Raw genomic sequence first — 22,390 nt, forward strand, 5'->3', positions numbered from 1 at the left:
CTAGACCCCGACCTCCTGGTAGGCGGTGAACAGCAGGTGGTCCTCCGGCCCCTCGAGCGTCACCGGCTTCCCGACACCGTCGAGCACGATGAACCGCAGCATGCCCGCGCGCGCCTTCTTGTCCCGGCGCATCGTCGCGAGCAGCGACTGCCAGCGGCCGAGTGGGTACGTGGTGGGCAGCGACAGCGACTCGAGGATCGCCCGGTGTCGGTCGACCGTGGCGTCGTCGAGGTGCCCGGTCAGGCGCGCGAGTTCCGCGGCGAACACCATGCCGACGGACACCGCGGCACCGTGGCGCCACTGGTAGCGCTCGGCGTGCTCGATCGCGTGACCGAGGGTGTGCCCGTAGTTGAGGATCTCCCGTCGGCCCTGCTCGGTGAAGTCGTCCGACACGACCTGCGCCTTGAGCTCGATCGCGAGTTCGACCACCCGCCGGAACTCCGGCGTGGTGGGGTCCGTGGCACGGTCGACGTCGGCCTCGATCACGTCGAGGATCTCGGGCACGGCGATGAACCCGGCCTTGACGATCTCGGCGAAACCGGTCAGCACGTCGTTGCGGGGCAGGGTCCGCACGAGGTCGATGTCCACGACGACGGCCCGGGGGGCGAAGAACGCGCCGACGAGGTTCTTGCCCTCGTTCGTGTTGATGCCCGTCTTGCCGCCCACGCTCGCGTCGACCATGCCGAGCACGCTCGTCGGGATCGCGACGTACGGCACACCGCGGAGCCAGGTCGCCGCGACGAAGCCGGCGAGGTCCGTGACGGCTCCCCCGCCGAGGCCGATCACCGCGTCGGTGCGGGTGAAGTCCGACTGCCCCATGACCTGCCAGCAGAACGCGGCGACCTCGATGCGCTTCGCGGCCTCGGCGTCGGGCACCTCGGCGATGAGTGCCTCGAGGCCGGCGTCGACGAGCTGTACGCGGAGCTCCTCGGCGCGGGCTCCGAGTGTCGGCGCGTGCACGATGAGCACCTTCGCCACGCGGGGGCCGAGCAGCGCCGGGACCGACCCGAGCAGCCCGTTGCCGACCGCCACGACGTAGCCGTCGTCGCCGCCGACACGGATCTCGGTGGTGCCCTCGGGGAGGATCGACTCGGTCACGGTGCTCCTTCGTTGCCGTTCGCGGACCGCGGCGCGGACCCCGGTCCCTGTCCGTCGCGCACCCATGCCACGACGTCGTCGACGACGTGGGACATCGGTCGACGGGAGGTGTCCACGACGATGTGCGCCAGCTCGGCGTACGTCGCGGCGCGCTCGTCCATGATGGTCTGCCAGGCGTCGATGCCGCCGGACGCGAGCAACGGCCGATCCGACCCGGCGATCCGCTCAGCCACGGCCTCCGGGGAAACGGTCAGCAGCACCACGCGGGCACCGGCCATCGCCGCTCGGGTGTCGGCGTGGGTCACGGCGCCGCCGCCGACGGCGACCACGCCACCGGTCGCCATCGCCGCGCGCACGGCCTCGGCCTCGAGCGCGCGGAATGCCGACTCGCCGCGGTCGGCGAAGATCGCCGGGATCGGACCGTGCTCGCGCACGATCGCGCGGTCGGTGTCCGTGAACGGCACGCCGAGCTGTTTCGCGACGCGCTTGCCCACAGTCGACTTGCCCGCGCCCATCGGGCCGATCACCACGACGGGCACCGGCCGGTGCTCGTCCGCGCCCGGCAGGGTCGTGCTCACCAGGTGGTCGAGGGCGCGGCCGGCTCGGTCCGACGGGAGCGCAGCGTCTCCGGGATCGACGCCAGGTACGACTCGAGGTTGCGCTTGGTCTCCACGACGTTGTCGCCGCCGAACTTCTCGAGCACCGCGTCGGCGAGGACGAGCGCGACCATCGCCTCGGCCACGACACCGGCGGCCGGCACGGCGCAGACGTCCGAGCGCTGGTGGTGCGCGGATGCGTCCTCGCCCGTGGTGACGTCGATCGTGTGCAGCGCGTGCGGGACCGTCGCGATGGGCTTCATGCCGGCACGGACACGCAGCACGGTCCCGGTGGACATCCCGCCCTCGGTCCCGCCGGCGTGGTCGCTCGTCCGGATGATCTCGCCGTCCTCGCGGTACAGCTCGTCGTGCGCCTCGGATCCACGGCGGGCGGCGGTCTGGAAGCCGTCGCCGACCTCGACGCCCTTGATCGCCTGGATGCCCATGATCGCCGCGGCGAGTCGAGCGTCGAGACGACGGTCCCACTGCACGTGCGAGCCGAGCCCCGGCGGGACGCCGTAGAAGAGCACCTCGACGACGCCGCCGAGCGTGTCGCCGTCCTTCTTCGCGGCCTCGACCTCGGTCACCATGCGCGCCGAGGTCTCGGCGTCGAAGCACCGCAGCTGGTCCTCGTCGAGGCGGTCGACGTCGTCCGGCTGGGGCAGCGCGGTGCCGTCCGGGACGCGCACCGTGCCGACCTGCAGCGTGTGGGCGACGGACCGGATGCCGAGCTCGGCGAGGAACGACTTCGCCACGGCGCCGAGCGCCACCCGGGCAGCGGTCTCACGTGCCGACGCGCGCTCGAGGATCGGACGGGCCTCGTCGAAGCCGTACTTCTGCATGCCGACCAGGTCGGCGTGCCCGGGGCGCGGACGGGTCAGCGGAGCGCTGCGCCCGCGGGAGAGCTCGGTCTGCTCGACCGGCTCCGGGTTCATCACCTCGACCCACTTCGGCCACTCGGTGTTGCCGATGCGGATCGCGATCGGGCTGCCGAGGGAGTACCCGTGTCGGACACCGCCGGAGACGTGGAGTTCGTCCTGCTCGAACTTCATGCGCGAGCCACGGCCGTAGCCGAGCTTGCGCCGTGCGAGGTCGGTACGGATGGACTCGAACGACACCGGGACGCCGGCGGGCAGGCCCTCGAGCATCGCGATCAGTTCGGGTCCGTGGGACTCACCAGCGGTCAACCAACGAAGCATGACCACCATCCTCCCACAGCCCGACGACCGCGATCGCTACTGGTACGAGGGGTTCGCCCGGAGCCACGCCTGGAACTGCGCCACGGCCTGCTGGTGCTCGGCGTACGTGTCCGAGAACACCGTCTCCCCCGTCTCCAGGTTGACCGTGACGAAGTACAGCCAGTTCCCCAGCGTCGGGTGCAGGACGGCCTGGATGGCGATGTCCCCGGGGTTCGAGATCGGCCCCGGCGGCAGCCCGGTGTGCTGGTACGTGTTGTAGGGGTTGGAGGCGTCGTTCCGCTCGGCGTCCGTGGTGGTCACGCGGTGCGTGTTGCCGGTGCCGTACGCCACCGTGGCGTCGGACTGCAGCTTCATGCCCTGGTCGAGCCGGTTCTGGAACACCCGCGCGACCTTCGGGTAGTCGGCGGCCAGACCGGCCTCACGCTGCACGAGGGACGCGAACACGATCACGTGCTCCTGGTCGGCCTCGGCGACCCCCGCAGCGGCGAGGTGCTGCTTCATCGTGTCGACCATGGACTGGAAGTACTGCTTCGCCGTCCACCCCGGGTTGATCGGGTACGTGGCGGGGAAGAGCCACCCCTCGAGCGAGGTGACACCGCTCGGCAGGCCGTACGCGCCGACGTCCTTCGCCGCCGCGGACACCTCGGCGTCGCTCAGCCCGGCCTTCGAGACCATGCCGGCCTCGATGTCCTTCAGGGCCGTGCCCTCCGGGATGATGATCGACGCGGTGACCTTGTTGTCCTTGTCCTGCAGCGCCGCGAGCGCGGCCTTCGCGCTCATGTGCTTCTTGAGCGCGTACGAGCCCGGCTGGAACTGCACGTCGTTCGACGCCAGCAGCAGCTTGTAGAAGGCCGTCGACGTCTTCACGACACCGCTGCGCTGCAGCGTCTTCGCGACGTCCTCGCCGATGTCGCCCTGCTTGATGGTGATGGTCACCTTGGTGGTCCCGCTGCCGGTGTAGTCGTCGGACTCCTTCGGCGCCGTCAGGGCACCGACCACCTGCTGGATCTTCGGCGCTGCGAAGGCGTAGGCACCGATCCCGGCGGCCAGCACGAGGGCGACGATCACGATCCCGGCGATCAGGCCGCCGCGGGTCCGGTGGTGCGGTTCGCGGGGCGGCCTGGAGGCTCGTCCGCGTCGTCCGCCCGATCCGCGTCCGCCACCTCCCGCAGCACCACCACCGCTGCCGGGTCCGCCGTCGCCGGCGGCGCCGTCCTGGCCACCAGCCGCCGCTGCCGTGCCGGCGCCGGCAGTCGGGGCTGCGTCGTCGAGCAGCGCGCGCACCTCGGGGTGCACCTCGTCGGCGTCCCGGGCGACCGGCGCGTCGGCCGGCGAGACCGGGCGCTCGGCCGGGTCGTCCTCGGCAGCCCGAGGTGCCCGGGCCGCACCGGCCGCTCGGGCGCGGGCCTCCCGTCGGGAGCGCGGCTGCGCGGCGTCGCCGTCAGCGGAACGGACGTCGTCGCGTCCATCGGTGGCCTCGTCGGCGGGCGTGGCCCGTCGTGCGGCGTCGTTGCCGGGCGCGATGATCGCGTTCCAGTCCAGGTCGTCTGCCAACGGTCCTCGGTCTCTCGGTCGGGGGAACTCCGCGGGGCTCCGCCGGCGGTGTCGACGACGGGAGGGCAGCCCTACTCGGGGAGCGTGGCCCCTGGTGGGGCACCGGACGCGCGCTCGTGGTCGAGCGCATGTTGCAGAATGATAACAGCGGCCGCTTGGTCGATCACGGCCCGCGACTTCTTGGTGTTCCGTCCGGCCTGCTGCATGCCCCGCTGGGCGGTGACGGTGGACAGCCGCTCGTCGACGAGGCGCACCGGCCGGTGTTCCGCGATCCGCGCTGCGAAGGCGCGGGCGTCCGCCGTCGACGGGGTGTCACCCCCGGACATCGAGAGCGGGAGGCCGACGACGATCTCCAGGACGTCGTACTCCTCGGCGATCGCCAGGATGCGCGGGACGTCGCGCTTGTCGTCCCGCGCGACGGTCTCCACCGGGGTGGCGAGGAGTCCGTCGCGGTCGCAGACGGCGACGCCGATCCGGGCGCGGCCCACGTCGACGCCGAGCCGGCGCCCGGATCGGATGCCCACGGTCAGGCCGCGAGCCGGGCGGTCACGGCACGGAGCGCCGCCGGCAGTGCCGCCGCGTCCGTCCCGCCGCCCTGGGCGAGGTCGGGCTTGCCGCCGCCGCCGCCCCCGAGGACGCCGGCGGCCTCCTTGGCGAGCGGACCTGCCTGCACACCGGCGGACCGCGCCGCGTCGTTCGTCGCGACGATCACGACGGGCTTGCCGCCGATGACCGCGCCGAGGACCACGACCGCCGCGCCGTCGCCGAGCTGGGCACGGACGCCGGTCGCGAGCGAGCGCAGGTCGTCCGCCGAGCCGACGTTCTCGATCGTCTCCGCGACGACCGTGTGCGCTCCGACCGTCGAGGCCTGGCGGACGATCGTCGGGACACGCTGCTGGAGGCCGGCCGACTCGAACTCCGCGATCCGCTTCTGCGCGACCCGGAGGTCCTCCATCAGCGTCTGCACGCGCGTCGGCAGGTCGGCGCGCGGGGCCTTGAGCGCGCTGGAGAGCTGCGACACGATGGTGCGCTCCGTCGCCAGGTCGCGGAAGCCCTCGAGGCCGACGAGCGCCTCGACGCGACGGTTCGTCGAACCGACGCTGGCCTCACCGACGAGGTTCACGAGACCGACCTGCGCGCTCGACGCGACGTGGGTGCCACCGCAGAGCTCGCGCGACCAGGGGCCGCCGATGTCGACCATCCGGACCTCGGCGCCGTACTTCTCGCCGAAGAGCGCCTGGGCGCCGAGGGCCTTCGCCTCGTCGAGGGGCATGATCCGGGTGGACACCTCGAGGTCGGAGCGGATCGCGGTGTTGACCACCTCTTCGATCTCGGAACGGGTCTCGAGCGAGACCGGCTGGCTCCACGAGAAGTCGAGGCGCATGTACCCGGACTTGTTGTAGGAACCGGCCTGGAGCGCCTCCGGCCCGAGGACGTCGCGGAGCGCCGCGTTCACCAGGTGGGTCGCCGAGTGCGCCTGGGTCGCCCCACGGCGGTACTCGGCGTCGACGACGGTCGTCGCGGCGTCGCCGACACCGACCTCGCCGGAACGGACCTGGACCCGGTGGCTCCAGAGGCCGGACACGGGACGCTGGACGTCGAGGACCTCGAGGTCGAAGCCGTTGCCGACGATCGAGCCCTGGTCGGCGTCCTGACCACCGGACTCGGCGTAGAGCGTCGTCTCGCTGAGCACGACCTCGGCGATGTCGCCGACGACCGCACGGTCGACACTCCGACCGTCGACGATGATGCCGAGCACGCGGGACTCGGTCTCGAGTGCGTCGTAGCCCAGGAAGGTCGTCTCGCCCGCTGCACGGAACGCGCTGTAGACGCTGAGGTCCGCGAGCGCGGTCCTCTTGCTCTTGGCGTCCGCCTTCGCACGCGCGCGCTGCTCGGACATCAGCGTCTCGAACGCGGTGCGGTCGACCTGCACGCCGGCTTCCTCGGCCATCTCCATCGTCAGGTCGATCGGGAAGCCGAAGGTGTCGTGCAGCAGGAACGCGGTGTCGCCGCCGATCGCGGGCTGGTCGTCCTGCTTGGCACGCTCGACCGCGACGTCGAGGATCGTGGTCCCCTGCGCGAGCGTGCGGAGGAAGGTCTCCTCTTCGGCGTAGGCGATCCGGGCGATGCGGTCGTAGTCGCTCGCGACCTCCGGGTAGGCGTCGCGCATCGCGTCACGGGACGCCGGGAAGAGGTCGGGGAAGGTCGCGCCCTCGACGCCGAGCAGACGCATCGCGCGGACGGTGCGACGCAGGAGTCGACGCAGGATGTACCCGCGGCCCTCGTTCGACGGCGACACACCGTCCGCCATGAGCATGAGCGAGGAACGCACGTGGTCGGCGATGACGCGCATCCGGACGTCGTCCTCGTGCACCGCGCCGTAGGGCCGTCCGGAGATCTCCGCCGCCTTGTCGAGGACCGGGCGCACCTGGTCGATCTCGTACATGTTGTCGACGCCCTGCTTGATGAACGCGACGCGCTCGAGGCCCATGCCGGTGTCGATGTTCTTGTTCGGCAGCTCACCGGTGATCTCGAAATCGTACTTCGACCGCACGTCGGCGATCTGGTACTGCATGAACACGAGGTTCCAGATCTCGACGTAGCGGTCGTCGTCCGTCGCCGGACCGCCGTCGATGCCGTACGCCGGACCCCGGTCGAAGAAGATCTCGGAGCAGGGGCCGGCGGGACCGGGCTGCCCGGTGGACCAGTAGTTGGTGTCCTTGCCGAGTCGCTGGATGCGCTCGTCCGGCAGCGTCGAGTGCTGCTTCCAGAACGCGATCGCCTCGTCGTCGTCCTCGTAGACCGTCACCCACAGGTCGTCGGGCGAGAAGCCGAGGCCGCCGTCCGCCTCTGCCGAGGTCAGGAACTCCCAGGCGTACTGGATCGCCTGCTCCTTGAAGTAGTCACCGAAGGAGAAGTTGCCGTTCATCTGGAAGAACGTGCCGTGCCGCGGCGTCTTGCCGACCTCTTCGATGTCGTTCGTCCTGATGCACTTCTGCACGCTGGTCGCCCGCGGGTACGGTGCGGGGACGAGACCCGTCAGGTACGGGATGAACGGGACCATGCCGGCCACCGTGAACAGCAGCGACGGGTCGTCCGAGACGAGCGAGGCGGACGGGACGACGGTGTGGCCACGGTCGCCGAAGTACTGGAGCCAACGGCGGCGGATCTCTGCGGTCTGCATGGTGCTTCCTGACGAGGGGCGGTGGGGACGGGCGCTGGGACGGCGCTGGGCTGGTCAGTCGTCGGTGCGGAGTTCGGCTTCGCGGGAGCGGTACCCGTCGGCCACGGCACCCGTGAAGGCCTTCGCCCTGGCGTCGACCTCGGCGAGGAACGCGGCTCCCGGAGCGGTCCTGCTCACCCGGTGGGCGACGAGGAACCCGATGACGACGCCGACGGCGACGGCGAACAGCTGCTTCACGGTGCCTCCCTCTCTCGCGCGCCGAGGCGCACGTCCGACCAGCTTAGTCGTCGCTCCGGGAACGCAGAACGGCGGGCCGTCCGGTGTGGACGACCCGCCGTTCAGGCGGTGCGGTGGATCAGCGAGCCGCGTAGTACTCGACGACGAGCTGGACCTCGCAGGTCACGGGGACCTCGGCGCGCTTCGGGCGACGCACGAGGCGGGCCTGGAGCTTGTCGATCTCGACCTCGAGGTAGCCCGGGACCTTCGGGAGGACTTCCTGGTGACCACCGGCGGCGGCGACCTGGAAGGGCTCGAGCGACTCGGAGCGCTGCTTGACGTGGATCAGCTGGCCCTCCTTGACGCGGAAGGAGGGGCGGTCGACGAGCTTGCCGTCGACGAGGATGTGACGGTGCACGATCAGCTGACGAGCCTGCGCAGTGGTGCGGGCGAAGCCGGCACGGAGCACGAGGGCGTCGAGGCGCTGCTCGAGCAGCTCGACCAGGTTCTCACCGGTCAGGCCGCTGGTCCTGCGGGCCTCTTCGAAGACGATGCGGAGCTGCTTCTCGCGGATGCCGTACTGGGCGCGCAGACGCTGCTTCTCACGGAGGCGGACGGCGTAGTCGCTGTCGGCGCGACGACGGGTACGACCGTGCTCGCCGGGGCCGTACGGGCGCTTCTCGAGGTACCGGGCCGCCTTCGGCGTCAGCGGGATGCCGAGCGCACGGGACAGGCGGGTCTTGCTACGGGTACGTGACTTGGTAGACACAGGGTCCTTTTCTCTGTACGAACTGGTGGACACGGGTCCCGGCACGCGCACGTGCCGACGAACCCCGTGAAGGGATCCAGAGGGATGAGCCTGTGGGATCGGACGGCTACAGTCCGAACCTCTGCCCCCGTGCCGCTGCGGTGCTCGGCACCACCGCGACACTGTGTCCTCGACGCAGCCGCACGCGAGGACCAGGACGTAGGCCCGTCAACGATAGCAGGGTTCAGGCGTCGCCAGGAGCACCGCGGGTGATCCGGCGCAGCCGGTCGAGCCGCGGGCCCACCTCGCGCTCGTACCCGTTGGCGGTCGGCGTGTAGTACTCGGTGCCCTCCAGGGCATCTGGCAGGTACTGCTGCCGGGCCACGCCGTGCTCGGCGTCGTGCGAGTAGATGTAGCCCTTGCCGTGCCCGAGGCGCTTCGCCCCCGCGTAGTGGGCGTCCCGCAGGTGGTTCGGGACGACGCCCATCCGACCGGCCTTGACGTCCGCCATGGCCTGGTTGACGCCGTTGTACGCCGCGTTCGACTTGGGCGCGGTGGCGAGGTAGACCACCGCCTCGGCCAGGGGGATCCGCCCCTCCGGCATGCCGATGAGCTGGACGGCCTGGGCTGCCGCGACGGCGATCGGGAGTGCCTGCGGGTCGGCCATCCCGATGTCCTCGGACGCGGAGATGATGATGCGCCGCGCGATGAACCGCGGGTCCTCGCCGGCCTCGATCATCCGGGCGAGGTAGTGCAGCGCCGCGTCGACGTCGCTCCCCCGCACCGACTTGATGAACGCGCTGATCACGTCGTAGTGCTCGTCACCCTGTCGGTCGTAGCGGAGCAGCGCCCGGTCGACGGCCGCGGCCACGGTGTCGGCGTCGACGACGGGCACACCGTCGTCGTCCTCGTCCTGCGCCGCCGTGGCCGAGGCGGCGGCGGCCTCGAGCGCGGTGAGTGCACGACGGGCGTCACCGGAGGCGAGCCGGACGATGGCTGCCCGCGCCTCGTCACCGAGCACGACCGCGCCGCCGAGACCGCGGGGGTCCTCCACCGCGCGGTCGACGAGCATGCCGAGGTCGGCGTCGGTGAGCGGTTTGAGGGTGAGCAGGAGCGACCGGGACAGCAGCGGCGAGATCACCGAGAACGACGGATTCTCGGTGGTGGCGGCGATGAGGATCACCCATCCGTTCTCCACACCGGGCAGGAGCGCGTCCTGCTGCGCCTTGCTGAAGCGGTGGATCTCGTCGAGGAACAGCACCGTCGTCGACCCGTAGAGGTCACGGTGCGTCAGGGCCTTCTCCATGACCTCGCGCACGTCCTTGACGCCGGCGGTCACCGCGGACAGCTCGACGAACTCGCGGCCGGACTGCCGTGCGATCGCCTGCGCCAGCGTGGTCTTGCCGGTACCGGGCGGTCCCCAGAGGATCACCGAGACACCACCGGGATTCTCCCGCGTGCCGGTCGCCAGCTGCACCAGCGGGGAACCACGACCGAGCAGGTGCTGTTGGCCGGCGACCTCGTCGAGGCTCGTCGGCCGCATCCGCACCGCGAGCGGCACGGAGCCCTGCGCGAGTCCGGCGCGTCCACCGGTCGTGGGCGCGGTCATGCCCGATCGGTCCGCTGCCATGCAGGCAATCGTAGGTGGCTCCACTGACAGCCGGTCCACGCCCGCTCGTTCGGTACGCTCGTGGACACACTGCGTGACGAGAGGGCAGACCAGCACCGTGGCACCGAAGAACCAGGCGCGTGACAACCGCGAAGCGCGCGAGCGGCTCCGTCTCTACGAGGCACGACAGGGCCTCCACCAGCGGCAACGGCGGCGTCGCGTGCGGGACAACCTCGTCGGCATCGTCACCCTGGTCGTCGTCGCGGCCCTGGCGACCGGCTCGCAGCTCGTCTTCGCGGGGACGCGGTCCGACACACCGGACCGCGCCGGTGCCAGCGCCAGCGCCAGCGCGACGGCCACCCCGACTCCCTCGGCGGACGCCACCCCGGCGAACACCGGGGACGTGCCGAGCAAGTCGATCGCGGAGAACGCCACCTGGACCGGCACGCTGACGCTCCACAAGGACGTGCGCCTCGGCATCGAGCTCGACGGCGCACGGGCCCCGCAGGCCGCCAGCGTCGAGATCGACCTGATCCGGAAGCAGTTCTACGAGGGCACGACGTGCCACCGACTCGCCGACAGCGCGGACTTCCGGTTCCTGCAGTGCGGCTCCGCGAACGGCGACGGCACCGGCGACGCGGGCTTCCAGTACGGGCCGATCGAGAACACGCCGAGCGACGACGTCTACAAGGCGGGCACGATCGCGATCGCGCGGAGCTCGTCGACGTCGTCGCAGTCCACGCAGTTCTTCATCGTCTACGGGGACACCACGCTCGACGGGTCGACCGGCGGCTACACCGTCGTCGGGAAGGTCACGAGCGGCCTCGACGAGCTCGAGTCGCAGATCACCTCGAAGGGCATCGCCGACCCCGGATCCGACGGCACCGGGGAGCCGAAGGTGAAGACGACCATCACCGGCGCGACGATCAAGCGGGAGCAGTAGTCCACAGACGCGCGCACGGGCGGGCCGCCGGGGCCACCAGTGCAATAGGGTGGCTTCCTGACCGTACCGACGGTGACGTCGGTGATGCACGACCACGATCGAGGCGAGACCTGTGGGATCTGACGAAGCAACGACCTGGGGGCGGGTCGACGATGCCGGCACCGTGTACGTCCGGTACCAGGACACGGAACGTGTCGTGGGTGAGTACCCGGACGCCACCGCCGACGAGGCCCTCGCGTACTTCGCGCGCAAGTACGCGGACCTCGAGGGCCAGGTGAAGATCGCCGAGCAGCGAGTGCAGCGGGGCGCTTCGGCGAACGACGTCGCCCGCACCGTGGAGCACCTCACCGCGCTCGTGGCGGACGCCCGTGTCGTCGGTGACATCAAGGCGCTGGAAGACCGCGTCGGCGCCCTCTCCGAGCAGGTCGGCTCGCTCACCAAGGAGCAGGCCGAGCAGGCACAGCAGGCCCTCACCGAGGCGCTCGCGTTCCGGACCGCCCTGGTCGAAGAGGCCGAAGCCCTCGCCGCGGTGGACCCGGCCCGCGCCCAGTGGAAGCAGGTCACCGCGCAGCTGGACGACGTGTTCGCCCGGTGGCAGCAGCACCAGCACGACGGCCCGCGCATCCCCAAGAACGAGGCCAACGAGCTCTGGAAGCGGTTCCGTGCCGCGCGTTCGACGGTCGACCAGCACCGCCGCGCGTTCTACTCCGAGCTCGACGCGCAGCACCGCGACGCCAGGACCCGGAAGCAGGAGCTCGTCACCCAGGCGGAAGCGCTCGCGCCGCGCGGCTCGGACGCGATCCCGACGTACCGTCAGCTGCTCGACGACTGGAAGCGCGCCGGGCGTGCCGGCAAGCGCCACGACGACGCCCTCTGGGCCCGCTTCAAGGCCGCTGGTGACGTCCTCTTCGAGCAGCGCCACGCCGAGAGCGCCGCGGAGGACGAGGAGTACTCGGCCAACCTCGAGGCGAAGACGGCGCTCCTGGCCGAGGCCGAGCCGCTGCTCCAGCAGGACGACCGCGCCGCGGCGCGACGGACCCTCACCGACATCCAGCGACGCTGGGACGAGATCGGCAAGGTCCCCCGCGGCGACGTCCGCCGCATCGAGGACCGCCTCCGCGCGGTGGAGGACCACGTGCGCGGACTCGAGGACGCGCACTGGCGCGAGTCGAACCCGGAGCGCAAGGCCCGCACCACGGGGCTCGCGAGCCAGCTCGAGGACGCCATCGCCAAGCTCGAGTCCGAGCTCCAGGCCGCGGAGGCCTCCGGAGACGCCCGGAAGATCAAGGACGCCCGGGAGGCCCTCGACGCCAGGAAGATCTGGCTCGACGCCCTCGGCAGCTGACACCACCGCACGACGACGGGCCCCGGCAGCCGCCCGGGGCCCTCGTCGTGCTGGCCCCCCGTGCGCCTCACCACCACGGGTGCGCGCGCGCCCCCCCCCCCGGACGGGCCGGGGGCCCGGGGTGACGTCCGCACCGGACGGCACCCGGGCCTCCAGGCCGTTGCACTGCCCGCGCCACCCGGTGGTGCGCGCTGCGGCCCGGCGTGTGCCGGGTCTCGGCTGCCGCGCTGCCGTAGGGTGATCACATGCCCTCGGTTGTGCGCTTGTCAGACGTGTCCGTGGTCCGGAACGGGGCCACCATCCTCGACGGTGTCTCGTGGGAGGTGCAGGACGACGAACGCTGGGTCGTCCTCGGTGCGAACGGCGCCGGGAAGACGACGCTGCTCCAGGTCGCCGGTGCCCAGGCCTTCCCGACCTCCGGCGAGGTCGAGGTCCTCGGCACCGAGCTCGGCGGCGCGGACCTGTTCGACCTCCGGCCCCGCATCGGCTTCGCGTCGACCGCCCTCGCCCGTCGGATCCCGGTGACGGAGAAGGTCATCGACGTCGTGCTCACCGCCGCGTACTCGGTGACCGGCCGCTGGAACGAGGAGTACGAGGAGCTCGACGTCCGCCGTGCGCAGCGTGTGCTCGAGGAGTGGGGCCTCGGGGCCTTCACCGACCGCACCTTCGGCGAGCTGAGCGACGGCGAGCAGAAGCGCGTCCAGATCGCCCGCGCGGTGATGACCGACCCGGAGATCCTGTTCCTCGACGAGCCGGCCGCATCGCTCGACCTCGGCGCGCGCGAGAGCCTCGTGCGGACGCTCGGCGGGTACGCCACGAGTGCGGACTCGCCCGCGATCGTGATCGTGACGCACCACGTCGAGGAGATCCCCGAGGGCTTCACACACGCGCTGATCCTGTCCGACGGGCATGTGCAGGCCGCCGGACCCATCGACGAGGTGCTCACCGACGCCACCCTCACCGAGGCGTTCGGCATCGGGCTGACGGTGACCAAGGACGCCGGCCGGTTCACGGCACGCGCTGCCTGAGCCTGCTCCCGATCCGGGCCACGGTCTGGTAACGTAGACGGCTGGCGTAGGCCACTGACTTCCCGCGCGTCTGCGCACTCTCAACACACTGCTATCCGAGGAATCTCCATGAAGACCGACACCCACCCCGAGTACCGCGCCATCGTCTTCCGCGACCTGGCGTCCGGTGAGACCTTCCTGACGCGTTCCACCGCGAACAGCGACAAGACGATCGAGCTCGACGGTGCCACCTACCCGGTGATCGACGTCGAGATCTCCTCCGCGTCGCACCCGTTCTACACGGGCAAGCAGCGCATCCTCGACTCGGCCGGTCGCGTCGAGAAGTTCAACCAGCGCTTCAAGGGCTTCGGCAAGTAAGTCCGACCCCTGCACGTCCGGACGGGCGGTCCTCCTGCGGGGGGCCGCCCGTTCCGCGTTGCCGGTGCGCCCCGCGCGGGACGGTGTCGGGCCGGCCGGCGCGTGCTCGGCGCGCGGGTCAGCCGGCTCGCTCGACCGCCGCGGTGATCCGAGTCAGCCGGCTCGCTCGACCGCTGCGGTGATCGTGCGGAGGAGCTCCTCGCCCGCCAGGACGCCGCGACGCTCGGTGACGACGGTGTTCGGCGCCGTCCACCCGATCGCGTCCAGCTCCCCGTGTGCCGGCCGCACGCCGAGGTCCGCCCACCGGAGCATGTCGCGGTCGAGCAGGGAGTCACCGGCAGCGATGGTCGTCGTGGCACCGATCCGCTCGGCGACGGCCGCCAGGGCACGCTCCTTGCGGATCGGGACCGGCACCGCGTACAGCTTCCGGCCCTGCAGGGACACCGTCCACCCGAGCGGAGCGAGGGCGGCGGCGAACGCCGCGACGTGGCCGTCGGTGAGGACGGCACGGTCGACGATGGCGTAGACGAACAGGGACTCGGCGTCGCGCACCCGCAGCACGGCCGCGGGTGGCAGGGAGACCCCGAGCAGCTCGACGACGTCCGCCATCGGCGCGCAGGACGCCGAGATCTCGGCTCTGAGGGCTCCGGCCCACTGCTCGTCGGGTTCGCCGTCATGCAGGATCACGGCCCCGTTCGAGGTGACCGCCCACTCCGGGGAGAAGGGCAGTCGGACGCGGCGGTACTGCGCGACGGTCCGCGTGGTCACCGGGACCACGCACGCACGCGCGGCGAGGGCGACGAGGAGGTCCTCGGCAGCACGGGTCAGGTAGCTCAGCGGAGCGCCCTCGTAGACCTCGGCGACGACCAGCGACGGGGCCGCCTCGTCCGGGCCGTCGAGCATGAGGGCGGCGGCCGAGTAGACGAGCGTCCGGTCGAGGTCGCAGCCGACCAGCGCGGTCACGCCGTGGCCTCGACGACGCGGCTGCCGAGCGGGTGGATCAGACCGACGCAGCGGTAGGCGAGGTCCGGTTCGTGCACGACCGGCACCCCGCGCTCGGTCGCGAGCGCGACGACGTGCGCGACGTCGGGGTCGTCCGGGTCGCGGACGAGCACCTGCCAGGGCACCCGGCGGAGCAGGACCCGGGTCGTCTCGCCGATGCCCGGCTTCACCAGGTGCAGGTCGTCGATCCCGTACGTCGCGCCGACCTCCTGCACGGTGCGCATCCCGCGCCAGTCGGGAGCTCTGGTGGACGCGGAGTCGGCGGCGACGGCGGCCTCCACACGGTCGGCGACCTCGGCGAACCGGGCGGCGACGGCATCGACGTACGGGCGCGACCGGTCCCTCGCACCGAGCTCGCGGTACTGCTTCGCGCCGTGGAAGGTCCCCTCCGGCGTCCACCGGCGGTTGTACACCGTCCGCGACACCAGTCCGGAGACGGTCGAGTTGAGGCAGGCCGACGGGACGAGGAAGTCCTCGCGGGTGCCGTGCAGCGGCGTGCAGCCGGCCGGGTCCGCGAGCACCGCCAGGTCGTCGCGGAAGCGGATGCCGTCGGACTCCGCGAACCGGTCCAGCGCGGCCGTGAGCTCCCGCGTGATGGCGCCCTTGCCGGTCCAGCCGTCGACGAACACGACGTCCTCGGGGTCGTGGTGCGCGGCGAGCCAGCGGAGGGCGGTCTCGTCGATCCCGACACCACGGACGATGCTGGCGGTCAGGTGCGGCAGCACGGTGCCGTGCCGTTCCCGGGCCCAGCGGCGCATGAGCACGCCGACCGGGGTCCCGGCGCGGGCGAGGGAGACCAGCACCGGGCGGCGCCGACCACGCAGGACGAGCTCGGTGACGATGCCCACGGCCTCGGCGATGCGGGCCGCCGAGCGGTCGAGGGCGCTCCGGTACAGCGCCTCGTACTCCTCGGACGGCGTGTACTCGACGGGCAGGGACTCGGCGTAGTTCGCGCCCTCGAGCTGGACCGCGCGCTCCCGTGACGCGGTGTCGGCCTCGAGGGGTGCGCCGGCGAGGTCCTGCAGCAGCCAGGTGACCTCGTCCGGCTCGTAGGACCCGAACGACGGCCCCGTCAGCGGCGTCGGGACGGGCTCGTCGGACACCGCACGGAGCGGGCTCTCCACCACGACGACCCGCGGCGCGACCCGGCCGAGCGCCGGGAGCAGACCGTCGGGTCCGGCGAGGGCGCTCCGCTCGGTCCCGGGCTCCGGCACCAGGACGACCGCGTCGAAGCCGTGCACGTTGTAGGCGTACCGGGGCCCGGGACCGTCCACGGTGCGGTCGTGGGAACGGTGCGCGACGCCCGAGCGGATCGGCCACGCGGGGTCGGCGAACACGGCGACGGGGGAGCGGGTGGTGGTCGACGACCGCACGTCGGCACCGCTCGCCGCTCGGAGTGCCGCGGCGATCACGAGCGGGGTGTGCATGTGCTCCTCGGTCCCGAGGACGAGGACCCGGTCGGTCGGGTCGAGCGGACCGAGCACGCGCGCGAGGTCGGCAGCGATCCCCTCGACGTCGGTCCGCGGTCGCCGCACGGCCGCTGCCGGGACGCCGAAGCGGTCGACGGCGGTCGGCGGTGCGGGGAGGAACTCGGCGGCGACGGGCGGGACGTCCGCGTGGACGGGCCCGAGTGCCGCGTGGGCGTCGACGAGTGCCGCGGCGGTCGTCACGAGGTCGTCGGGCAGGTGGACGCCGCCGCGCGCGAGCGCCAGGACGGTCACGGTCGCACCGAGCTCGGCGGCGAGGGCATCGGTCGCCGCGACGTCCGCTGCGGAGCGGAGGTCGACCAGGCTCGCGACGACCCAGCGACGCTGCGGGGCCAGGGCGTGCAGCGCGCGGATGGTCGCCCGGGCCGTCGCGCCGGTGCTGAGTTCGTCGTCGACGAGGACGACCGTGCCGTCGGTCGGCAGCCAGGCGGGGTCGGCGGGCAGCAGGCGGTGCGTCGTGGCGTGCGAGTGTGCCTCGTCGAACCCGGTGGCGGCGACGGCGCCCGGTGGGTCCAGCCGGGTCGAGTGCAGGTGGTCGGCACCGAGCGCCTCGGCGACGGCCGCACCGAGCGCGGTGGCGGTCTCGGCGAACCCGAGCACGAGGGTGTCCGGGTGGTCCGTCCGGCGGGCGGCGAGGTCGGTGCGCAGGGCGTCGGCGGCGCGGGAGAGGGCGGTGGCGCGGTCCAGACCGTCGTGGTCCTGCGCGTCTCGGGCGTCCTCGGCGCGCCGCATGCTGGTCTGCGCGCCGAGGACGTCGCGGAGGCGGGCCGCGGTCGGGGCGTCGAACCGGTGGCCGTCGTCGAGCGCGTCCGCGACGCGGGCGCCGAGTGCCTCGCCGGCGAGGAGCGCCACCGCGGGCACGGTCGGCACGTGCTTGGCGAGGACCGTCGAGACGAGCAGGTGCGCCCGCTTCGGGTTGCGTCGGAGCGCGAGCCGCACGAGGTCGGCCAGCGGCACGGCGAGCGGGTCCTGCGTGCGCCCGGCGTGCCGCTCGCCGTCTTCGAGCTCGATGCCGAGGTCGGTGGGCGTGGGCAGTCGGCTCATCCGAGGCTCCGTTCGAGCAGGTCGACGTAGGTGATGTCGGGGGCGGAGACACCGAACGCCCTGGCGCGCAGCATCGTCTTCTCCGCCCACGCGTGGTGCGGCTTCGTCTCGTTCATCTTGTTGCCGTACCGCGAGGCCGCGACGCCGCCGGACGACGGGCCGAGCAGGTCGGAGGCGTCGGAGTACTCCTCGTGCGTGACGACGGACAGGGCGTGCACGAGCGGGACGTGCCGCGGGTGGATCACCGTCTTGCCGTTGAGGCCGTTCGCGAGGTCGAGGGTGACCTCGCGGAGGAGCGCGTCGTACCCCTCGACCAGCAGTCGACGGCGGAGCGCCGGGTCACCAGCGTCCTGGAACGGCGTGGTGCGGAGCTGGGTCCGGAACACCCGGTCCGCGGCGGGGTAGTGCTCCCACACCGGCCCGGCGACGACGAAGCCGTCCTCGGCGCGGCCGAACACGTTGACGATGTCACCGATGACCGAGGCGAGGACGTGCACGTCGTACACGGTGAGCTCGCTGGACCGACGCAGTCCGAACACGCTCGACAGGTCCGTCGCGCCGATGCGCACCGCGAGGACGTCGTCCCGGTGGTCGTCGAGGAGCGTGCGGATGCCGGACAGCGTCCGCCAACGGGTCTCACGGTGCATGATCGCCGCCGACTCGAGGATCGGCATCGCGAGGAGCCGACGGTCCGCTCGCCGACCGGCGTTGAGCGCGTCGAGCGCGGCGAAGTACCCCGGGCCGTCGGCGACCGTGAACTTCGGGAACACGACGCCGCTCAGTGCGTCGAGGGCGGTGTCGCCGATGCGGTCGGCGAACCGGACCAGGTGCTCGGGGTCGCGGACGCGCAGGAACAGCTGGGGGAGCTCGCGCGCATCGGCGGACTCCTCGGCGAGCGTGCGCAGGGCGTCCGCGACACGGTCCTCGGCGATCGGCAGGTCGTCGTCCGCGACCGAGTCCTCCAGGCACAGCACGAGCGAGCCGGCACCGAGGGCCGCCTGCCGGTGCACGTCCTGGACGAGGGTCGCCCGGGTCCCCGGCACGTACAGCGTCGCGCCGAGGGCAACCGCCCGGAGCGGCAGGGCACTCGCCCGGGTCACGTCCTCCGGCGTGTGCAGGAAGAGCGACTCCTGGTCGGTGAGGTGGGCGAAGTGCCGCATGGTCAGGGCCTGTTCGTCGGGGCGGAGAGCACGAAGCCGAACGCGGCGAACACGTCGCCGTCGTGCGATGCCCTGGGGAACGGTTCGGCGCGGAGTTCCAGCGCGCCGTCGATCACGGACAGCGCGAGGACCGGGATCACGTCGGCGCTGCCCGCCTCGATCGCGATGGTCGTGCCGTCCTGCAGCGTGACGACGGGACGGTCGTCCCCGCGCGCCATGACGAGCGCACGGCGGAGTTCGCGGACGTGCCGGAGGCTGACCAGGACGTCGCCGTCGTGGAACCCGACCAGGGGACGGTTGCCGCTCGTCGGCACGTCGCGGCCGGCGCGGGCGCCCTCGACGGTCTCGGCGCCGACGACGTGGTCCTCCGACTCCCACACGACACTCGTGGCACCGCTGACCCGGAGCACGCCGACGGCGGACTGGCGCCGGTCCAGGCGGACGACCGGGTCCTCCGTGCCGAGCACGCGGACGTCCTGCGGTCGCGGCGCGGGGAACGGCGTCGGTCGCGCCGCGCGGCGCCGCAACCGCTCGGCGACCCGCTCGGACGGGCCCGGGCCACCGGCGGTGTGCCCGGTCCGTGTCGCGTTCGACGCGCCACCGGCGACGGGCTGGGCGGTCGGGGTCGCTCCGGACGCGCGTCCAGCGGCCGCCGCCGGACGGGAGGCCGTGGGCGCCGACAGGGTCAGGGAACCCCCGGCGCGTGGTCGATCCGGCGCCGCGCTCGGCGCGATGACCGGTGCGGGCGGGGCGACGTCCTGCGCCGCCGCCGGGACGGCGGCCGGACGGCGACGACGGCGGAGGTAGGGGTGGGCGCTCGTCATCGGGTCCGGCCGATGCCGTGGTCCCGCCGCAGGCCGGTGAGACCAGTGGTGTAGCCCTGACCGACCGCGCGGAACTTCCACTCCGAGCGGTGCCGGTAGAGCTCACCCAGGATCATCGCGTCGATGGTGTGGTTGCGGTCGGACGGCACCGGGAACCGCACGAGTTCGCGGCCGTCGACGGTGCTCACCCGGATCGAGAGCGTCCGGATCGAGCCGAGGTCCTTCGGCGCGCGCGGATCCGGGTCGAGGTAGACGGCGAAGACGATCTTGTCGACCGCCTCGGGCACGGAGCCCAGGTCGACGTCCACCTCTTCGCAGTCGGCGTCGTCGAGGAACGCGAGCGACGCGTCCGTGCTCTCGAGCTGGTTGAAGAACACCAGGTCGTCGTCGTCGAGCACCTGGCCGTCGGGGCCGCAGGGGATGGCGACGGTGACCGGTTCGGCGGAGGGGCCGCGGCTCGCGATCTGTTCCCAGGCGATGCCGACGACCACCGCCGTCAGGTCCGGGTTCTCGGCGGTCAGTGCGGCGTTCGCACCGGCCACGAGCTCGCCGGTCACGCGCCGGTCCCCGGGAGTCGGAGCTGCGGGTCACCGGAGCCGAGCCGGTCGTGCAGGAACCGGCCGTGCGCGGAGAGCTCGGCGATCGCACCGCTCCGGATCTGCTCGTGCATGTCCTCCACCGTCTCCCGGACGACACCGAGCTGATCGACCAGGGACCGGGTCGCGGGACCGTCCGGCGTCCGGTCGGCCGCCGGCAGTGAGAGGTAGGTCCGGACCGGGGTCGGCAGGTAGTCGTTCACGATCGCCTGGAACAGGTAGCGCTGCTCGGTCGAGGCACCCCGCGCACTGACGGTCCCGGCGGCGAAACGGAGCTGGTCCTCGATCTGTCGGACCCGGGACGACACGACCGTCGGCAGGTCGTCGCCGGCCGCACGGACGAACGTCCGCAGGTCGTCGAGACCGTCACTGGCCGCGGCGTCGTCCGTCGCGCCGCCGGACCCTCGGACGTCGATCCGGGCAGCGGCGGCCGCGGCGACCGTGGACGCGGCGTCGGCGGGCTGGCGTCGTGCTTCGTCGAGCCCGAACAGGGCACGGAACCGATCACGCACCGCGTGTGGTCCCGCTGGTCATCGGCCGCTGTCCTCGGACTGGCGCGCCCGCTCCAGGTACGGCTTCGCGCGCGCGATGCCCGACTCGAGGGCGGTCACCGTGGACGCCATGTTCTGCGCCGCCTCGGACCGGAAGGAGTCGATGGCGTCCATCGTCTGGAAGACGTTGTCGAACGCGCGCTGCAGGGTCTCGACGCTCACGCCGGAGCTCGTCGCCTGCTGGTGGATGCGCGTCGTCTGGTCGCGGAGCATCTCGCTCGTCTGCAGGATCATCGCGTTCGTTGTCGAGTTCACCGCGTCGATCTGGTCGAGCACCATCCGCTGGTTGGCGAGGGCCTGCGCGACCACGACGGCCGTCCGCAGCGCCGCGACGGTGGTCGTCCTGGCACGCTCGACGCCCTTGATCAGCTCGGTGTTGTTCTTCCGGACGAGGTCCATCGCGAGGTACCCCTGCACGGAGACCGCGAGCTGCGTCAGGATGTCCTGGTGGCGCTGGCGCACCGGGAACAGCACGTCGGCCTCGAGCTTCTGGGCCTCGTCGGTGCGACCGGCGTTCCGGAGCGACTCGATCTTCTGCACGGCTGCCGCATCGAGCGCCTTCGCGAACACCGCGTACTCGCTCAGCTGCTGCATGGTCTCCCAGAGCTGGACCTTCTCGTCCGCGAGCGTCGCGTTGTCCTTCCGGAGCTCGTCCTGCCCGGCCATGAGCGACTTGATGATGCGGTCGAGCTGCGTCTGGGCCGACTCGTAGCGCTGGAAGTACTTGGCGAGCTTGTTGCCGCCGGGGATCATCCCGAGGATCTTGCGACCGGTGCTGAGGTCCGCCTGGTTCGGCGTGAGGTCCTCGACGGTCGATCGGAGGTCGCCGAGGGTCGTCGCCACGCGCACCTGCGCGCTGTCGCCGGACCGCTTCGCACCCGCGACCGACGACTGCGAGCGCTCGAGCATGCGCGACGAGAAGCCACCAGACCGGGAGATCTCGGAGCTCGCGATCGCCGTGATGCCGTCGACCTTCTCCCCGAACTCGGGGGAGCGGGGGTCGAGGCGGGCGACCTCGTCGACGAACTCGCGCGCCTGCGCGGCGATCTGCGTCTGCCGGTCGGGGTCGACCGGGACCATCCCGGGGGCGTCGTCCGGCTGCACCGTCTCGGCGGCTTCGGCTGGGCGCAGGACGAGGGCGTCCTGGTCGTCGGCGGGCTCCGGCGGGGCGAGGGGTCCGGGCATGGTCGGTCTGCTCTCGATCGTGTGGTGCGGTGTGTCGGGTGGTGGTGCGGTCGGGCTCAGCCGAGCTGGACGCCGAAGTCCGTGGCGATGCCGGCGAGGCCCGTGGTGTAGCCCTGGCCGACCGCGCGGAACTTCCACTCTGCGCCGTTGCGGTAGATCTCGGAGAAGATCATCGCGGTCTCGGGTGCGGCGTCCTCGGAGAGGTCGTACCGCACGATCTCGGTGCCGTCCTGGTCGAGCACGCGGGAGTACGCGCTGCGGACCTGGCCGAAGTTCTGCCGACGGGCCTCGCCCTGGTCGATGGAGACCACGATGACGACGCGGTCCACGTCGGCAGGCAGGGACTGCAGGTCGATCTGGATCTGCTCGTCGTCGCCGTCGCCCTGGCCGGTGCGGTTGTCGCCCATGTGCTCGACGGCGCCGTCGGTGCTCTTCGGCTGGTTGTAGAAGATGAAGTCCGCGTCGCTGCGGACCTTGCCGGAGGCGCCGAGGAGGAGCGCCGACGCGTCGAGGTCGAACTGCTCGCCCGACGTGGTGCGCGGGTCCCAGCCGAGACCGACGGTCGCGACCGTGAGGCCGGGGCTCGTCTTCGTGAGGGAGAGGTTGTTGCCCTTCGTGAGGGACAGTCCAGCCATGATGAGTCCTTTCGTTGCGGGTGCGTCGG

21 protein-coding genes are annotated in these 22,390 nt (G+C 72.1%); 4 read left to right on the forward strand and 17 right to left on the reverse strand.

All coding sequences use genetic code 11. The annotated features are described in order from the left end of the window. From aroB to FS641_RS00480, 9 genes are all read right to left on the reverse strand, one after another. Positions 1-1,098, reverse strand: a complete 1,098-nt coding sequence (gene aroB, locus FS641_RS00435) for a 3-dehydroquinate synthase (protein ID WP_260855546.1) — start codon at positions 1,096-1,098, stop codon at positions 1-3. Next, positions 1,095-1,676, reverse strand: coding sequence for a shikimate kinase (locus FS641_RS00440; protein ID WP_260855547.1), 582 nt, complete (start codon positions 1,674-1,676; stop codon positions 1,095-1,097). Before FS641_RS00440 ends, aroB begins: the two co-directional genes overlap by 4 nt. Further along, positions 1,673-2,893, reverse strand: a complete 1,221-nt coding sequence (gene aroC, locus FS641_RS00445; protein WP_144758344.1) for a chorismate synthase — start codon at positions 2,891-2,893, stop codon at positions 1,673-1,675. Before aroC ends, FS641_RS00440 begins: the two co-directional genes overlap by 4 nt. 36 nt (positions 2,894-2,929) lie before the next feature. Then, the gene (gene mltG, locus FS641_RS00450) at positions 2,930-4,447 is read right to left on the reverse strand and encodes an endolytic transglycosylase MltG (protein WP_260855549.1); all 1,518 of its coding nucleotides are present in this window, start codon (positions 4,445-4,447) and stop codon (positions 2,930-2,932) included. 71 nt (positions 4,448-4,518) lie between these two features. After that, entirely contained in the window at positions 4,519-4,965 is a 447-nt protein-coding gene (gene ruvX, locus FS641_RS00460) for a Holliday junction resolvase RuvX (protein WP_186317554.1), read from the reverse strand. Positions 4,966-4,973: 8 nt separating this feature from the next. Continuing rightward, positions 4,974-7,631, reverse strand: coding sequence for an alanine--tRNA ligase (gene alaS, locus FS641_RS00465; RefSeq protein WP_144758348.1), 2,658 nt, complete (start codon positions 7,629-7,631; stop codon positions 4,974-4,976). 54 nt (positions 7,632-7,685) lie between these two features. Continuing rightward, the gene (locus FS641_RS00470; protein WP_144758350.1) at positions 7,686-7,868 is read right to left on the reverse strand and encodes a hypothetical protein; all 183 of its coding nucleotides are present in this window, start codon (positions 7,866-7,868) and stop codon (positions 7,686-7,688) included. Between the two features lie 118 nt (positions 7,869-7,986). Further along, positions 7,987-8,616, reverse strand: coding sequence for a 30S ribosomal protein S4 (gene rpsD, locus FS641_RS00475; RefSeq protein ID WP_144758352.1), 630 nt, complete (start codon positions 8,614-8,616; stop codon positions 7,987-7,989). A 223-nt stretch (positions 8,617-8,839) separates the two neighbouring features. Beyond that, positions 8,840-10,204, reverse strand: coding sequence for a replication-associated recombination protein A (locus tag FS641_RS00480; protein WP_144759762.1), 1,365 nt, complete (start codon positions 10,202-10,204; stop codon positions 8,840-8,842). A gap of 94 nt (positions 10,205-10,298) precedes the next feature. Here FS641_RS00480 and FS641_RS00485 point away from each other — a divergent pair, with 94 nt between their 5' ends. The 4 genes from FS641_RS00485 (at position 10,299) to FS641_RS00500 (ending at position 13,877) form a co-directional block, all read left to right on the forward strand. Next, positions 10,299-11,147, forward strand: coding sequence for a peptidylprolyl isomerase (locus tag FS641_RS00485; RefSeq protein ID WP_260855550.1), 849 nt, complete (start codon positions 10,299-10,301; stop codon positions 11,145-11,147). Between the two features lie 112 nt (positions 11,148-11,259). Then, entirely contained in the window at positions 11,260-12,492 is a 1,233-nt protein-coding gene (locus tag FS641_RS00490) for a DUF349 domain-containing protein (RefSeq protein ID WP_186317509.1), read from the forward strand. A 245-nt stretch (positions 12,493-12,737) separates the two neighbouring features. Beyond that, on the forward strand, positions 12,738-13,520 hold the full coding sequence (locus FS641_RS00495) for an ABC transporter ATP-binding protein (RefSeq protein WP_144758354.1): 783 nt from the start codon (positions 12,738-12,740) through the stop codon (positions 13,518-13,520). 108 nt (positions 13,521-13,628) lie between these two features. Next, positions 13,629-13,877, forward strand: coding sequence for a type B 50S ribosomal protein L31 (locus tag FS641_RS00500; protein WP_071293968.1), 249 nt, complete (start codon positions 13,629-13,631; stop codon positions 13,875-13,877). Positions 13,878-14,030: 153 nt separating this feature from the next. Here FS641_RS00500 and FS641_RS00505 read toward each other — a convergent pair whose 3' ends face one another. Genes FS641_RS00505 through FS641_RS00540 form a run of 8 tightly spaced genes read right to left on the reverse strand, consistent with a single transcriptional unit; the run spans position 14,031 to position 22,361 of the window. After that, complete coding sequence (locus FS641_RS00505) at positions 14,031-14,840, reverse strand: HAD family hydrolase (RefSeq protein ID WP_144758356.1); 810 nt, start codon at positions 14,838-14,840, stop codon at positions 14,031-14,033. After that, the gene (locus FS641_RS00510; protein WP_144758358.1) at positions 14,837-17,410 is read right to left on the reverse strand and encodes a phosphoribosyltransferase domain-containing protein; all 2,574 of its coding nucleotides are present in this window, start codon (positions 17,408-17,410) and stop codon (positions 14,837-14,839) included. The genes FS641_RS00505 and FS641_RS00510 overlap by 4 nt, the downstream gene beginning before the upstream one ends. Then, positions 17,407-18,570: an HpcH/HpaI aldolase/citrate lyase family protein gene (locus FS641_RS00515; protein ID WP_144758360.1), complete on the reverse strand. Its 1,164-nt coding sequence runs from the start codon at positions 18,568-18,570 to the stop codon at positions 17,407-17,409. The genes FS641_RS00510 and FS641_RS00515 overlap by 4 nt, the downstream gene beginning before the upstream one ends. Positions 18,571-18,572: 2 nt before the next feature. Then, positions 18,573-19,394, reverse strand: a complete 822-nt coding sequence (locus FS641_RS00520; RefSeq protein WP_144758362.1) for a hypothetical protein — start codon at positions 19,392-19,394, stop codon at positions 18,573-18,575. Further along, complete coding sequence (locus FS641_RS00525) at positions 19,391-19,951, reverse strand: TerD family protein (RefSeq protein ID WP_144758364.1); 561 nt, start codon at positions 19,949-19,951, stop codon at positions 19,391-19,393. The genes FS641_RS00520 and FS641_RS00525 overlap by 4 nt, the downstream gene beginning before the upstream one ends. Beyond that, positions 19,948-20,502, reverse strand: coding sequence for a hypothetical protein (locus FS641_RS00530; protein ID WP_144758366.1), 555 nt, complete (start codon positions 20,500-20,502; stop codon positions 19,948-19,950). Before FS641_RS00530 ends, FS641_RS00525 begins: the two co-directional genes overlap by 4 nt. A gap of 18 nt (positions 20,503-20,520) precedes the next feature. Next, on the reverse strand, positions 20,521-21,726 hold the full coding sequence (locus FS641_RS00535) for a toxic anion resistance protein (RefSeq protein WP_144758373.1): 1,206 nt from the start codon (positions 21,724-21,726) through the stop codon (positions 20,521-20,523). A gap of 56 nt (positions 21,727-21,782) precedes the next feature. After that, positions 21,783-22,361 (reverse strand): TerD family protein, encoded by a 579-nt coding sequence (locus FS641_RS00540; protein WP_144758375.1) that lies wholly within the window; start codon positions 22,359-22,361, stop codon positions 21,783-21,785. Between the last annotated feature and the right edge of the window lie 29 nt (positions 22,362-22,390).

Origin of the sequence: Curtobacterium sp. 9128, assembly GCF_007673775.1 — a bacterium.
In the GTDB taxonomy this organism is placed as follows: Bacteria; Actinomycetota; Actinomycetes; order Actinomycetales; family Microbacteriaceae; genus Curtobacterium.